At 39.8% G+C, this 14,476-nt stretch carries 14 protein-coding genes; 8 read left to right on the top strand and 6 right to left on the bottom strand.

Annotated features, from left to right (window positions below):
• Positions 1-74 precede the first annotated feature (74 nt).
• The 6 genes from R7190_RS24015 to R7190_RS23990 form a co-directional block, all read right to left on the bottom strand.
• Positions 75-686, bottom strand: coding sequence for a hypothetical protein (locus R7190_RS24015; protein WP_318137618.1), 612 nt, complete (start codon positions 684-686; stop codon positions 75-77).
• 6 nt (positions 687-692) lie between these two features.
• Positions 693-1,571 (bottom strand): hypothetical protein, encoded by an 879-nt coding sequence (locus tag R7190_RS24010; RefSeq protein ID WP_025633994.1) that lies wholly within the window; start codon positions 1,569-1,571, stop codon positions 693-695.
• Positions 1,568-2,188, bottom strand: a complete 621-nt coding sequence (locus tag R7190_RS24005) for a DotI/IcmL/TraM family protein (protein WP_025633995.1) — start codon at positions 2,186-2,188, stop codon at positions 1,568-1,570. Before R7190_RS24005 ends, R7190_RS24010 begins: the two co-directional genes overlap by 4 nt.
• Positions 2,185-2,820 (bottom strand): DotI/IcmL family type IV secretion protein, encoded by a 636-nt coding sequence (locus R7190_RS24000; protein ID WP_318135555.1) that lies wholly within the window; start codon positions 2,818-2,820, stop codon positions 2,185-2,187. The genes R7190_RS24005 and R7190_RS24000 overlap by 4 nt, the downstream gene beginning before the upstream one ends.
• A 63-nt stretch (positions 2,821-2,883) precedes the next feature.
• Complete coding sequence (locus R7190_RS23995; protein ID WP_025633999.1) at positions 2,884-3,261, bottom strand: hypothetical protein; 378 nt, start codon at positions 3,259-3,261, stop codon at positions 2,884-2,886.
• 5 nt (positions 3,262-3,266) lie between these two features.
• Positions 3,267-3,629 carry a hypothetical protein gene (locus R7190_RS23990; protein ID WP_025634000.1) on the bottom strand — a complete coding sequence of 121 codons (363 nt, stop codon included), beginning with the start codon at positions 3,627-3,629 and terminating at the stop codon, positions 3,267-3,269.
• A gap of 716 nt (positions 3,630-4,345) precedes the next feature.
• Between R7190_RS23990 and R7190_RS23985 the strand changes: the two genes are divergently transcribed.
• From R7190_RS23985 to R7190_RS23950, 8 genes are all read left to right on the top strand, one after another.
• Positions 4,346-5,968, top strand: coding sequence for a hypothetical protein (locus R7190_RS23985; RefSeq protein WP_025634005.1), 1,623 nt, complete (start codon positions 4,346-4,348; stop codon positions 5,966-5,968).
• Between the two features lies 1 nt (position 5,969).
• Positions 5,970-8,684, top strand: coding sequence for a type IV secretion system DNA-binding domain-containing protein (locus R7190_RS23980; RefSeq protein WP_318137617.1), 2,715 nt, complete (start codon positions 5,970-5,972; stop codon positions 8,682-8,684).
• A gap of 59 nt (positions 8,685-8,743) precedes the next feature.
• Positions 8,744-9,820 (top strand): DotH/IcmK family type IV secretion protein, encoded by a 1,077-nt coding sequence (locus R7190_RS23975; protein WP_025634007.1) that lies wholly within the window; start codon positions 8,744-8,746, stop codon positions 9,818-9,820.
• Between the two features lie 12 nt (positions 9,821-9,832).
• Positions 9,833-11,473 carry a DotG/IcmE/VirB10 family protein gene (locus tag R7190_RS23970; RefSeq protein ID WP_025634009.1) on the top strand — a complete coding sequence of 547 codons (1,641 nt, stop codon included), beginning with the start codon at positions 9,833-9,835 and terminating at the stop codon, positions 11,471-11,473.
• A 52-nt stretch (positions 11,474-11,525) separates the two neighbouring features.
• On the top strand, positions 11,526-12,881 hold the full coding sequence (locus R7190_RS23965) for a hypothetical protein (protein WP_077202321.1): 1,356 nt from the start codon (positions 11,526-11,528) through the stop codon (positions 12,879-12,881).
• Entirely contained in the window at positions 12,878-13,285 is a 408-nt protein-coding gene (locus R7190_RS23960; RefSeq protein ID WP_025634011.1) for a hypothetical protein, read from the top strand. The genes R7190_RS23965 and R7190_RS23960 overlap by 4 nt, the downstream gene beginning before the upstream one ends.
• A gap of 2 nt (positions 13,286-13,287) precedes the next feature.
• On the top strand, positions 13,288-13,674 hold the full coding sequence (locus R7190_RS23955) for a hypothetical protein (protein WP_025634012.1): 387 nt from the start codon (positions 13,288-13,290) through the stop codon (positions 13,672-13,674).
• A gap of 75 nt (positions 13,675-13,749) precedes the next feature.
• A complete protein-coding gene (locus R7190_RS23950) occupies positions 13,750-14,157 on the top strand; it encodes a hypothetical protein (RefSeq protein WP_025634014.1) in 408 nt (135 codons plus the stop codon).
• Positions 14,158-14,476: the final 319 nt, after the last annotated feature.

The raw sequence follows: 14,476 nt of genomic DNA, 5'->3' as shown, positions 1-14,476 counted from the left end.
CTTTCTTATCCATATTGTCCATCCTTAGCCTTTAAGGCTTAAGTCTAGACAGTTACACAGAATTCGGGACACTCTCAGTTTCCACTTTTGATCTTATGGAACAAAACATTTAAGTCTGCCTTCCTTAACTCTGATTGCTTATTTATACCGATATCTTTTAGTGACTTAAATATTGTAGGACTGAGGCTAGGCATTGCCGATATATCTAAATCCTCACTTTGTTGTTGTTTTTTTATTGCTGCATTTAGCATGATCTTTAACTGCATTATTGTCTCCACAGCTTGCTGATCTGATACTTTTTCTGAAAGATAGCGCTTCATAAGAAGTCTTGAGGATCTAGAGCTATTGGGTACAGAAATAGGGTACTTTTTACATAGATAAAACCCGTATGATTCGAGTGACTCTAGTAATGGGGAGTCTGTTTCTTGTGGTACATAGATATTGAGAACACCCTCACGCTGGTTAGCTATCATGTATCCACAGTAAGTGAATTGAAACTCGCCAAATGAAGGTCGGCTAAAGACCCCTTCAATTGGCTGAAAAAGGTCTCTATAGTAGTTTGGAGCTTTTGCCAACGCTTTTTTAGTTTTTGACTTTCCTTTGCGTGATTTATGTAAATTTTTTTGCAACAAAGACGGTTGAAAGTTTCTCGGGTTAACTTGAAGCTCTTTATTTTGACTTTTCATGTTCACTCACTCGATATCGCGTATTTTGAAGATAGAAACAGGGAACTCTTTGTTGAAAGCAGATTCTCTGATCATCTCAACTTGCCACAAGGTGGGAGAAGAGACAGAAACTTTCTCCATCGTATAATGCATCTTAAGTTGGTAAATCCAGACAGCGCGGCTACGCATAACGCCGCTGCCAGGTACGGCTTCACGCTGAGCTATTGCTTTGTTCAAAAGTTTAATAGAGCTTGTGTCTACGTGGAGTAATGCAGAAGTCTGGTATTTCTTCATTATATTTATATAGTTACTTGCTCTTAGAAGCTCAATAAATATGTCTTGGGTGTCTGTTTCAGAGTCCAAATGGTTGGACTTGCACCTAGACAGTACTGTTGCTGCATTTAAGTAGTTCATTGAAAAACAGTCTTTAAGGCTATCAACTAGATATTCACGAACTAATACTTCTGACTCTTCTTCAGAGTAAGTTTCGCCAGGGTTTCTTTCTTGGTCCTTAGTCGGCAAGATATGCTTATCTGTGGGTATTGGGTATACAGCAGTATCACTTGTCGTTGATGCAATAAAGTAGTTTGTTGAAGTAATCTTTGTGGTATCTATGAACAGGTTCAAGGCGTATAAAAATGCAACAATAGCTAAGAAAAATAAAACCAGAGCGTAGTATGGAGATCGCTGGACAGACTTAAAATTGTCATAGATTAAATTATGACGTTTATCTGTTTCAAACACGGCATCGTGGTTACGGTTAACCTCGCTGGAGGGTATTGATTGGCAACTAAAGGTATCCCCTTTAACAAAGCTATCCTCAGTAGACTTCGAACTTTGTCTTCCTGTTAACGGAGTCTTCCCCAAAGCTGTACTAATAAAATTGAATAGGTCTTTAACGTTCATCTAAAAACCACCCTGTCGATGAGTAATGAACTTGCGTTATCCGCTCTAGGTTCAGGTAGAACTGTGTAGTGAGCAATGAATGAGGTTGTTTGGTCTCCTGATACCGATTGGACTGTTACCATTATCGGAACCTCAACTACCCAAACTAAAGGCTTACCAGGTTTGTTCTTTAAGGTAACGATAGGATCGTAAGGAACAACAACGTTAGCCTTACCTTCTGACATAAGAATCGCCTCAATCATAGGGTCAGTAGGATAAACATTGAACAGTGATGTGGCGGCTATTGGCGCAAAGTGCTTTTCAATACAGTTGGCATAATCGTTATCGCGTTCACCGTTCATTAGGTGTTGAGCGGTTTTATAATCGACGGTATAGCATGAGCTCACCATACGACGAAGAAACCTGACAACCTTCTCGTCTGTATAGCGTGGGTCACGTGATACAAAGGCCCTTGTGTAACCACCATTACCATCAGAATAAAGAAAAACTCTATCCGGGTTCCCTAATAGTTCTTCATTGAATTCGGAAAGTTTAAAAATAGCTAAAACAGATAAAACGATAGCAAGCACAAATGGCCAGTCGAATTTAAGTATGCGAATAAGTCGTGGAATATTCATAACCAATCAACATCCCAATTAGAAGAACTTATGATCTTAACTGCACTTGCCCCCTTACCCTTTGGCACACGTTGTAAATCAAGCCAGAAAGTTACATTAGCGGCCTGGTGCCTTTGATTCTGAATAGCCTCGAGCTCAGTTTCAGTTGCGTCTTTAACCTTCAAAGATTTTTTCATAATCTTGCCCTGAACTTTAACTCGCCATACCCAGTAGGCATCTTTTGTGAATCTTCCATCAATTTTCCCGTCAACTGTGCCACTGTATTCCATAAAAGGCGCTCGGGTAGGGTAAAACTCAATAATTTCTTTATTAGAGAAAATGGTTGATAAAATTTCTGCTTCTTGAACTGCGCTTGAGAATGACTTCCAGCCAGAAGTAGTAAAGAATAGTAATGCTGATTCTGTCATAGACAATTCATAACTATCGAAAGATAGAGAGAGTGTGTTGTACATAGCTTCAGTTACAAAATCCATAACTTCAGAGTCAGAAAAAAGACGGTCACTTAATGGGACCTGAGGAACTATTCGGGTAATGCCCTTATCGTTGTAAGTGGGGATCTTGTAGTAACCAGATTTATTTGTTGTAAGAGTGTTTAGTGCAAACTCTAAGAAATAGATAATGACCACCAGCACTACGAAACCAGATAGGAGCCCTCGATGATTCTTAATTACGGATGAGCGAAACATATCCTTCCTCTAATCCAAGTTACCGATGCGTACAGGCTTGCCAGTAGGCTCAATCCTTGCGTCATGGGAGGTAGCGCTGATATTTATTCTTTCAAGCAGGTAAAAATTAACCAGCGAACCAGTCAATAAAAGCAGGGTGAGGCCCCACGTAATTGAAGTCAGTGCAAGTAAAGCCTTAGTTGCTCTATTTGCAACATAAGGGTTTCTATTGACACCCAATTCAGCCAATTTCACACCCATTATTCTGCGCGCTGGTCTTGGCTTTATACTTGGTATCTTTTCTAGGCGGCTTCTGACTTCTCCTGGGATGGGAGAAGACCCTGCATGGATAATTAACTCGGCAGATTGGGTAACTGATTTAAAGCCAACAGACTCTTCGTTTTCCATTACATTTATCCTATTAGTTGTAACCTTTCTATTTCCTTGCGCAGATAGGAAAATTCAACACCATCAATCTCTATCGTTTGTTGGTATGACTGGGTTGAGCTTTTAAACTTTTCTAAAAGCTCTGTTAATTCAATGGAATCTGTAGAGATTGATGAGTTAACAAGGAAGCAGCGATCGAGGGTGTCCAACTCTGGATGGTTACTATCGACAATAGAGACAAGAATACTCAAAACAGGTTTGTAGCTATCAGCCGAAGATAGTTGTAACTCAGCAACACGGCGTCCATATTCGACATTCGAGATAATGCATAAAGTTTCTTTTTCTTTTTGAGAAAACAAAATGACGTTGCTTCCTAACAGTGACTCCAAACTACTACTACCTATGACATATTTTATAATCACAAAAATATATGTCTTTTACGGATGAAAAGCAATGCCATATTTTTGGTTGTTTGGTTGTTTGGTTGTTTGGTTGATTTGATTTTGAGGGTTGACCGAGATGTTAGATTTGGTTGTTTTCGTTTAGCTAAAACCATTCCATCCGTTGATAAATTTGCTATGATGTGAAAAATATATGCCTTAAATGGATTAAAAGCAACGGTGCAAAAATGTTAACTTTAATATTTCTACAGTATCTTTCATTACTCTTAATGCCTGTTTCAGGTGGAGTTTCTCTTCTTGCTCCGGTACTTAGTTTATTCGTCACATATATCGGAATGTGGAAACAGTTCAGAACGATACATCCAGTACTTAAGTCACATTTAGTAGGGCAAGCGATTGTCGGAGCTTCGGTCATATTTTGTGTGATCAGTATCGTCTTAACCTTCGAAATAACTCAAGCTATGCAATCGTTAACAGCTTCCGACAAGAACTTTTCGGCAAAAGTTTTAACGACTTTCGGATGTGTTGTCTTCCTCTATTACTACTTCGTCATAACCGTAAACTTTATACTTCATCGAAAAGGTCTAAGGGCACGGCTTGTGTTACCCATTCCATTGACCAAAGGAAAGTATGATTCTCTAAAAATGATTCTTAAAGAGCGACGTATTGATGACACAAACATAATTTTTAAGGATTCCTAAGTTATGAGTCAGCGTACGCCAGAAAAAGAATCAGAGTTGAATGCTTCAGTCGCCCTAGCTCTAGCATTAGCAATAGGTATGGGTTACGGGGTTTACGCGCACTTTTTCCACATACTTGCTTTTGTGTGGAGAATGCTAAAGATAGCTCAGATGTTTACATTTTTTGCTTTTGAGAACCTCGTGGTTGTAACTACCTCTTGGCTAACAGGATTTCAAGGATGGGGGTTTAAGGAGGGGCTATATCAAATATTAGAATTGCATTATACGATGATTACACCCGAGTATATTGGAGCTTACGACTCTATTTTCGGAAATATACTTAAATGGCCCTTCGCTTTAGCTCTGATCTACTTAGGTTGTAAAGAATATTCAATACGCTCTAAAACCAGAAAAGAACACAACGTTGAATCAATGATACGGGCTGCTTCCAAGGTTCATCCTCATTTAAAACGTATAGTACCGCCCAACTTCTACGATAAATTGATGGGATATTCCATTGGCTGGATGTTTCCTAAATATAAAGAACGTTTAGAGGGTGAAAACCCTTGTGACTATTCACATGATTACAATTTCGAAAATCGCTCTGACTATGAAAACCGATACGCTATGGGTGTATCTCCTTACGAAATGCTCACAGCAAATCCTCCTTTGGGTGTCACATTAGATGAAATAGAACGTGACAAAGAAATGCAAAAAGAAACGGGGTTTGTTAGCAATTTTAGGCCTATTTGTTACTTCTATTACTGCGAGAACCCGAAAGACTCAACAATAGAGTTTTGCTCTCGAACAGCGACTATCAGCTTAGAGAGGCTTCTCCTCTGTCCTTTACCGCAACAACTACATTCGGAAGATAAACTAGCACGGTTGTTTGATGATAATGGGAAAACCATTCCAATTGAATATGTAGATAAACAGGGTAATGAAGCGGATAAGTTTAAGAGAGGAGGAGCGATAATAGGTGGCTTTCGTCCAACAACTTTATTGAATGATGGCGTCCCTTACGCTGGCAGTATCGAAGACACAATACTTTTATTTAACGGTATTGAAAGAAAGGTTCTTACACAGCTTAAGGAAAAAATGGATGGAAAGACAACCCGTACATTCGAAGAAATCCTCTATGCAATGGTAACAAAGAAGCATGCTTATTCTACTACTGTAATCTGGGCGTTGATGCTTCTCTTTAAAGATGTAAACCGTATTGCAGGAAACGAGTTTACTTGGGTAACTAAGCATGACCGAAATTTAGGAATGGTATTGCAGTCTATCGGCAGAGAAACACCTTTCTTAGAAGCAAGTGGTACTCGCTCGCATTTTCTTATGGAAAGAAAAGCCGGATTTCGAATGACAATTCCAAGTGTCCTAGGAGCAGTGCAAGACCTTCACATTAATGCAGAGAGAATATTAACAGCAGGTAAGAAAGGAGAAGACCTCCTGAACATGGATGAGGATGAATTTAGTAGATTATTTGATCTCAGCGAGATAGAGAAAAAGGCTGATGGCCGAGAGAATGAGGCAAAACAGATTCTAAAGTCACTAGGTGTCGATATAGAAAAGGATGAGAAAGTCTTCAATGACCCTTATGAGGATATTCCTGAGTTAATGAAGCAGTACAAGGAAGTTGATTAGTATGGCCAGTTTTAAGAAGCAGTCGGTTCTAAACACAAACCCTGAACTGAATAACCCAGAGCTCTTTCATCGTGATTCTCGCACTATGTGGATGCGAATACAGTCAGCAGTAAATGTGTCATTTCCTTTATTAATTGCTGCATGCGGGATTGCTTTGTTTATGTTCCCTCAAAATGGGGACTTTATTTTTGCATTTGCAATTTGTCTGAAGCTTACAAACTCAAGAGAGAAGCATGAATATCCTTTTGATGCGCCGGAGTGGGAGCAGTTTATTTCAAAAAAGGAGTCGTTAAAAGACGCAGTTAAAGCTGGCCATCTTATTCCCCAGCGTAAAAGAGGAAACGGTACATTAATATTCGGGTTTGAATTTTTTCTACGTAGGTTACTCGTATCCAACCCGGATATGGAAACAAGACATACACTCGTCATGGGCAGTACGGGCTCGGGTAAAACTGTACTTATACTGACATTGCTATTTCAAGCACTTCTCCAGCCAGGAGGAACATCAGCAGTCATAGTTGATGGTAAGGCGGATATAAAATTGTTTTGGACAATTTTCGCTATCTTGAAACGATTAGATAGACTCCACGATTTGTTGGTTCTCAATTTTCTGACTCCCATGGACTCCTTAGATACTACTAACATGCACGACGACGATCGCATTTCGAATAACATGAATATTCTAAATGCGGGAACCCCTGACCAGATGAAGACTATAACCATGGGGTTAGGGCGTGAAACGGATGGAGGGGATAGCTCTTTTTGGGAAGGTCGTAGTTCTACTATGATTGGGGGAGCATATCAGTATCTTGCTTACGAAAGGGATGTGGAAGGCTTAGATTTAAACATCGAAGTGGTTCGAAACTTTCTTGTCATTAAAACTATGCTCAAAAAGGCAGCGCGAAAAGATGTGCCTTTAAAGTACCGACAACCACTCCAGCAGTATTTAAAAACCTTGCCTTCTATTAGTGATGCCATATTTGATATGACTGAGGAACAGATAGACAACCTTGATCTTAATAGTAAAGCAGATGAACAGCACACATATTGTGTGATGATGATTAGTGAAACCATGGCTGACTTGAGTGAAACCATGGGGCATATATTCGTGACAAAACTTTCGGAAGTAAATATGACGGATGTATGCTTAGGGGGGCGAGTATTATTAGTTCTGCTTCCTTCCATTGCCAAAAACCCAGATTCCGTTGCAGCATTGGGTAGGCTTCTATTGCAGGGATTACGGCCTATTTTAATGAGAGCTGCTGGCTATAAGCTACAAGGTTCTCGAATTACTACAGTAGACAATAGACCTTCCAGTGCTAGATATCCTGTACGACTTTTCTTTGATGAGTACGGAATGTATGCGGTTAAAGGTTTTTACATGATTGTTGCCTTGGTTCGTTCATATGGTTTTCACGTTCTTTTTGGAGCTCAGACAGCCGGAATGTTCCAGAAGGTTTGCGGCCGGGATGAATATGAAGCACTAATGGGCAACTTAAACAATAAATTCATTCTTAAAAATGAAGACCATGGTGAATCGTTACAGTTGTCGCTTGGTCGAACTGGCAAGGTATTTGGTTCCCGTCAGGATAGAATAGAGAATAATTTGGCTGGGGCGGTCCATGATAACGATGATGTCCGAGTAGAAGAAAAAGATACTGTAAACGCTAAGATGCTTGCTAGTGCTGAACCTGGAGAAGGCTTATACATTTTTGGTGGTGATGTATACCCATTCCGAGCATTAAAACTCGACTTCCCAGATGTAGAAACTTCTCGTTTGAACTATTTTGCTCAGGTGCTTGAGCCTTCTGACGATGAGGTAGAAACGGCTAAGAGGCAGCAGTTAGTAAAATCCAATGAATATGTTCAACAGGCCAACGATTATATCGATAGCAATGTCGAAATGTTGGAGTTCTTAGAGCTAAAAAATAATCTAACTGAAGTAAGAGCATTAAACCTCACTGAAAACATCTCTAAACAAATGATGATGGCTATTGGTTTAGGGATAATTAAAGAAGACGCAACGTTGATAACGGAGAGCGCCATTGAAGAAGTCGAAGAAATACGACCTGAAGAATCATCAGTAGATGTATTCGATGAAGAGCTTGTTGGTCTTGCACAAACAGATGCTGAAGTACAGATTATGGGCTCTATGGAGGCTTATAATGAAGAAGTTTCAGCCTTTAATGATGAGCTCGATTTTAATGACTTTGAAAACACCTATAGTGATGAGGATTGGCCAGAAGAAGAACACGATTTTGATTCAATTATGCAGTACAACAACTTCTATGCCGAAGGTCCCTTTGAGCACAGTACTAGCGAAGAAGTTGTTTCGCCACCAGCATATTTATCCACTCAAGATTTAGGTACGAACGAAGAGACCTCCGAAGTAGACCTTGCTAATTTTGACAATGATGCATACGGCGAGTTGGATATCGCTTATAACAGTAGATATGTTTCATCTAACCTATCAGATCCATTTCTTGAAAGCGCTCAGGAGAACAATAAAGGCACTATCTCTGGTACTACTATAGATATAAATTTGTTAGCTGGTTTAGATGAGCCTAATGCTGAAAGAGCCACAGAGGCGGCGATCAATCAAGTCAAGGACATATTGGAATATCCTAAAGAAGAACTCCAATCAGAGCCTCTCGGCGACGAAGAAGTCAGTGATATTGTAGAGAAAACACTACAATCGTTAGGTTTGTCTGAGTAGGGTTGTTTTTAATACACAAATGAAATATATTTACGCTTGTTAAACTTCAAGGATTACCAATGCACTCAAGAAACATCTCCTCTCTGAAAGCCTATTTCCGCTTAACAGTAAGTGCGGTGGTGTTGTCATTGTCGGCGTTTTCTCAAGCTAATCAAACTAACCAAGTTAGTCATGCTGCAATTGCGGATGCATTGTTAAAGAAATATGGAAGTATAGAAAATATATTGATTAACATGCGTGAACTTGAGGTGTATGAACAAAATGCAATTCAGACGTACATAACAGATCTAGAATACTCGAAACTCCAGAGTAATTACCAAAATAGAGACAGACTTGAGATACTGAGGGCTGAGAATAAAAAGAATGACATCATTAAAAGTGAGAAAATGAACTCCGACCCTGCTTTTATTGAAAGGATGCGTAAAATAGAAAGGCAGAGGCTAATTGCAGAAAATAAACTTTTAGTAAGGCCCCCGGAAAGTCTAATTGATACGATTAAATTCGATCCTTCACTACCTCAGGAGTTAATTTTGCAGGTGTACCCTGGCTTCCCTGGGTCTATTTCATTTTTCGACCAGACAGGAGCTCCTTGGCCTATTGTATATGTTAAGCTAGGAGCTCAGGGAGCCTTCGAGGCTGGAAAAACACCCGGTAACGCATATAGCTTGGAAGCTCGTTTACCTGGAGTAACTCATTCGGGCTGGTTTCAGCTGAAGGGTTTAGATACAACTATTCCTTTCATGATTAGTTCTGAAAAAACAGATTACTACAATTCTCGAAGACAAGTGATCATTCCACTAATTGGCCCGAACGCCAAGCCAATACAATACCGTTCTACTTCAAGTGTAGATCTTGATAAAGCTGGTCCAGAATTCTTTTCTTTTCTTTCAGGTACGACAACAGGTGTGCCTGGTGCCAAAGAAACTAAATTGCAAGGAATCAATGGCCAAGCCTATTTATATAATGAATTTGTTTATATCAGAACAACAGCCATTTTAAGAAGCAAAGGTAGCTCTTTGGTAAGAGAGGGAAGTGTCGGTGATTACAACCTTTACAAGCTTTACCCCCGTTCATTCTATTGGTTTAGCGATGGTCGACAGAAAGTAAAAGCGTTTGTGGATACAAGTGAACTATAAGGCTTCTCACCGATGAAATTAAAAAAAATAGCAATCGTTGTAGGTTTGTTTGTAGTAGCCGCCGGAGGGATTGGATACGCAATCTATATGGCTTCCAATCAAGTTACAGAAGACCTTTCGGGCAAAGGTGATAAAACAGCGGGTAGACCTGTCGTTAAAACTGACGATGTGATTAAGAACTCAACTGATGGGACAATCAGTGTTCCTGAAAATTCACCTATCGCTAAAGAAACCGAAGAAAGGGAGAAGAACGCGCGTAAACAGGCTGCTACTAATGGCGAGAGCCATATCAGTAAAACTCGCGTACAAGAATCAGCAACGGGACCAGATACAAAAACCGAAGTTGACAAGCCTAAGTCGCAGGAGGTTGATCCCCTGGGGCAAGAAGTTAAGTCTGGCAAAGATGCTGAGTCTAAAAAGACAAATTCAGATACAGAAGAGAATAGTGCAGGTAGAGACGTAAAATTACCGTTGCCTAAACAAGATATAGAAACTTCAAGCCAGCTAGAAGATCTCCGAAACGAACTAGCAACGACTAAAATGAGTTTAAAGGCTCAAGAAATAAAGAATCGAAACGACAAAGCCGATGCTGAGCGACAGCGGTTGATACAATTAGAAGCTGAGCGACAAAAAAAGATATCAGAAGGTGCACAAGCATTATTTTCAGGTCTCCCTTACGCACCAGATACAGGCGAAAAGTACAAAATCACTTATAGTAAGAAGGCTGACATTTATAGTAAAACATCACAGTTCGTTTTTGACCCGAGTGATGCAGAACAAGAAGTGGCCTCAGCATTGTATCGTTCTGATGGAGGTCAGACTCAAATGGGGATTCATCCTAATTATTATAAGAAAGAAAACACAGTTGGGTATACGGACAATGAAAAAGAAACCTCTAATGAAAAATATAGACAGCCACCAGTTGAAGTAGACCAAGAGTCTATAGTATTTGATGCAGGTGAGTTGGTTTATGCCCGTACCACCTTGCCTATCGACTCAGACATTCCAGGCCCAATCAGAATTCGTTTATTAACCGGAAAAGCAGAAGGTAGTATTGCGTTCGGTGAAATGGAGCTTATAGAACAAGCTCCAGGTGTTGCCTTAACTGTAACGTCTGTTATTAGAGATGGGAAACAAATCCCTGTAAAAGCTTGGGTATTATCTGCTGAAACTGAAAAGGCGCTTATAGAAGGTGAAGTAGACCACCATTACATCCAGAGGTTTGGTGGCATGTTTGCTGGTTTGTTTATGACAGGTTTTTTGGATTCACTCATTGATACGACAGTGACAACATCAAATGGGGAAACAACAACTTCGACAGGTGCGATTGATAATACGAGAGACAGAATTGTTTATAGTATCGCCAAAGCTGCACAAGGCTTTTTACCTATCCTATACGATAATGCGAGAAGACCTGTTCAGGTAGAGATACCGAAAGGTCAAACTATGTACTTATTGTTTGAGAATCAAGTACTAGAAACGGATGAAATTCAAACTCCGAATCAGAGCGATCTTCTCAAGATGATGGCGGAGCAAAATAGACTAACAGAAGTTAATTCCGAAGAAACTGACCTAAGCTCTGAAATTCGCAAATCGAATATTGGGCAAAATGTATCAATCCCGAGTGACAACAAAACTCGTTTATGGAATTAATTTAGATCTTTTATATAATACATTCTTCAATTAAAAACAAGGAGCGATCATCATGAGCGATAACGAAGCTCAAGACGCAAATGCTGGCAAAGCGAATAAAAGCCAAAGCAGCTCAGCAAAGCCAAAAGTAAAGTTACTCGTTTATGTCGTAGGAGCTACTTTGCTTGTTGGTGGTGCTAGTTTAGCTGCACATAAAATGGGTTTGATACCAGATTTTGGAGGCCCTTCCAAAGTAGAAGAAATACAAAAGCTAGAGAGAAATCTTGAGCGTGAGATCACCGCTCTCAGGCAATCATTGCCTGAACTCATTAAGACTGAAATAGATGTGATTACTAAGTCTGAAGAGTTTGGTGCTATCACTGAATTACAAAGACAAGAAATCGCTCAATCAATCATTACTAAAATAGACATTCCTAGCAAAGTAAAGGATGAATTTGGTAAGCAAAAAAGTGAGATTGTGAAGTCAACCTCGAAAGCTGCGTCACAGAATATTACACAGACGATCAGTTCGACCTTACAGCAACAAATTGATGACTCAATTACAATGAAATTGAAGCCATATCATCAATTTAATTCTGCTCAAGAAACTTTTAACGTTAGTTTAACCAATAGATTGGATAAATTGGAAAGTGATGTAAATTCATTTGAAGGCGAGTTTGCTAAATTAAACAATAGCCTTTCAAACGGACATACGAAAGCAGCGCGAAGTAATGAGCGTAAACGCTTAAAAGAATTCAACGTTGTGGATGAGATTGCTGAGGGGGTTTTTGCTGTACGTGCACCAGATAGATCCGATAACTCTCCACATTACATCACTCTTTACAAAAGTGAGCCGTTCAAATCAAAAATTGGCAACCATAAAGTCACCAACATTAAAGGTGAGGGAGAAGACGGAGTTTTACTTATTGGCAGCAAATACTTTATTGATAAAGAACGCCAGGAGTACACGCCGACTGAACTAGCCAACCTTCGACGCTCTCAGCAGTCTAAAAAGAAAGTTGTAAAACCTGCTAAAGAATCGATTAGAAAGCCAACGGCAGTACAGGTTGCTAAGACTACCACCCAACATATTGGTAAAAATACAGAAGTAAATAGCAAAGTAGTACAGCCAACGATGGCAATAGCATCTAGCTCGACTGTAGTACAGCCAATAGAAGCGCCAAAAATGGTAGTTCCAAGTACGGGAGTAACATACAAGGATGGGCGAATTCTTCTTCCTGACTACGCAATGATCACTAAGTCGCAGGACCTAAACAGTGCGCTAGTCGTAAATCTTACCAAGACCTCTGGCGAAAGAACTATTTCCGTAGAAAAAGGAAAATACTACGACTTCATTGGAACTGTTAGAGAAATCTCGGCTGACGGAACAATCTGTTCAGATACTTACTGTATTGGAGCGCTTCGATGAAAAAGTGGTATTGGATGTTTGTTTACACATTATCCAGTAGTTCATTCGCTTCAGAAACGCATAACTCCACCATTGCAGATGGCGGAATAAATGTAATTAAACATGTTCGACTTTGGATTGCAGTTCTCTGGAATTTGAGAGCAGTACTTGGCCTCGGTCTTGTCGTGTTTGGTTTCATCGGTTGGTACAAAGCAAACAAAGCGGATAATGATGTTTCTGTTCTATGGCCAATATCCTTCTCAATAGCTGGCGCATTATTAACTTTCCACGGTGGTTTAGATCTAGTGGGTGAGGTATTTACCTTTAGTGACACAGTGGACCCTATAACACTCGACTCATCTGGTCGGGCAAACCTCTCTTCTAACACAACTTATATCTTCGATGAAGGAGATAGCACGGAGTAACTATGAATAAACTAACGAAATGGTCCGGTGCCCTGGGTATCGCTCTAGCACTAACCTCTGTAACTACGATGGCAGCCAATGAAACAAAGCTAGAGCAAGCTGCAAAAAACGTGGATGCAATTTCAGCTGCAGGTGGTAGTGCTACATATACCATAGGCTTATGGATTGGTATTGCAATGATTGTCATTAGCCTTGCAACCTGGGCATGGAATAGCCGAGAAAGCTCACCACAAAGTAAGGGCGTAGGAAAATTCGTTTTAATCTGTGGTATCGCAGGGGCCGCTTTGACTTTCCCTAGTGCTTACATAGCAATGTTCGGTGAGGCTGCAAGCATCTCAAGTGCTGATGAGTCTGTTGATTATCGTGACCTTCAAAACGTAAACAATTAGATAAACATTCACAACCCCACTATCGAAAGCGTTAATAGATCGTGGGGCTAATTTTTTCATCTACAAGGAACAAAAATGAAGAAAATACTACTTATGGCATCGACATTATCAGTTATTACTGGCTGTGCTAATCAAACCGAACTAGGTGAACCAACAGTAGAGAGCCCATCTTACCAATATCCTGGCATATCAAAGATATTATCAATTGATTATTTCGAAGTGGATAAAGGGACATCAGTTGCTCTTACGGAATATTTAGATAATCAAGATAGGTATTGCTTCCAATGGGTTTCGTCAGCAAAGAAAGTAAATGGTGAAACAACAAATGAGCATTCAATAGAAGCGAATATTTCTGTTCATTGCGGAGGATACGAGATTAGACAAGTTGATAATAAAGGTGGTGATTACGTTTCTACCGATATAAGAACCGTTAACAAGTATAAGAATCGTGAAGGGTTATTCGTTCAAAATCTAGAGATGTAACATTTATTTTATTAAAATTCTAATCTACCAGTTTTACACTAATGCGCGCAACACGGTGATGAGCAGTCAAAACTCTCCGACCCAAATATGCCCATGAAACAGAGAAATTTAGAAGTTAAGAAACGGCTCTTTCTTTGGTCATACTCGCTCAAGTTAACCGCATTTCGCATTACCTCGAAATAATAGGGGTAATGCGAGTTTCCTATGTGGCCTAAAGTGCCAAGTCTGCCGATATAAGCAAATCTAATCAAAAACAAGTTGCTATATTGATCCGCTTTGCTATTGTAATTAGCAGAGTGGGTATTCAGACCGCTTGTTT

Source organism: Vibrio sp. 1078-1, from assembly GCF_033340475.1.
This window is presented reverse-complemented; position numbering and strand designations above follow the sequence as displayed.

What these genes read in the sequence shown, in the direction of transcription:
- R7190_RS24015 (WP_318137618.1), bottom strand. Translation starts at nt 686, where the DNA reads ATGAAAAGTCAAAATAAAGAGCTTCAAGTTAACCCGAGAAACTTTCAA.
- R7190_RS24010 (WP_025633994.1), bottom strand. Translation starts at nt 1,571, where the DNA reads ATGAACGTTAAAGACCTATTCAATTTTATTAGTACAGCTTTGGGGAAG.
- R7190_RS24005 (WP_025633995.1), bottom strand. Translation starts at nt 2,188, where the DNA reads ATGAATATTCCACGACTTATTCGCATACTTAAATTCGACTGGCCATTT.
- R7190_RS23995 (WP_025633999.1), bottom strand. Translation starts at nt 3,261, where the DNA reads ATGGAAAACGAAGAGTCTGTTGGCTTTAAATCAGTTACCCAATCTGCC.
- R7190_RS23985 (WP_025634005.1), top strand. Translation starts at nt 4,346, where the DNA reads ATGAGTCAGCGTACGCCAGAAAAAGAATCAGAGTTGAATGCTTCAGTC.
- R7190_RS23980 (WP_318137617.1), top strand. Translation starts at nt 5,970, where the DNA reads ATGGCCAGTTTTAAGAAGCAGTCGGTTCTAAACACAAACCCTGAACTG.
- R7190_RS23975 (WP_025634007.1), top strand. Translation starts at nt 8,744, where the DNA reads ATGCACTCAAGAAACATCTCCTCTCTGAAAGCCTATTTCCGCTTAACA.
- R7190_RS23970 (WP_025634009.1), top strand. Translation starts at nt 9,833, where the DNA reads ATGAAATTAAAAAAAATAGCAATCGTTGTAGGTTTGTTTGTAGTAGCC.
- R7190_RS23965 (WP_077202321.1), top strand. Translation starts at nt 11,526, where the DNA reads ATGAGCGATAACGAAGCTCAAGACGCAAATGCTGGCAAAGCGAATAAA.
- R7190_RS23960 (WP_025634011.1), top strand. Translation starts at nt 12,878, where the DNA reads ATGAAAAAGTGGTATTGGATGTTTGTTTACACATTATCCAGTAGTTCA.
- R7190_RS23955 (WP_025634012.1), top strand. Translation starts at nt 13,288, where the DNA reads ATGAATAAACTAACGAAATGGTCCGGTGCCCTGGGTATCGCTCTAGCA.
- R7190_RS23950 (WP_025634014.1), top strand. Translation starts at nt 13,750, where the DNA reads ATGAAGAAAATACTACTTATGGCATCGACATTATCAGTTATTACTGGC.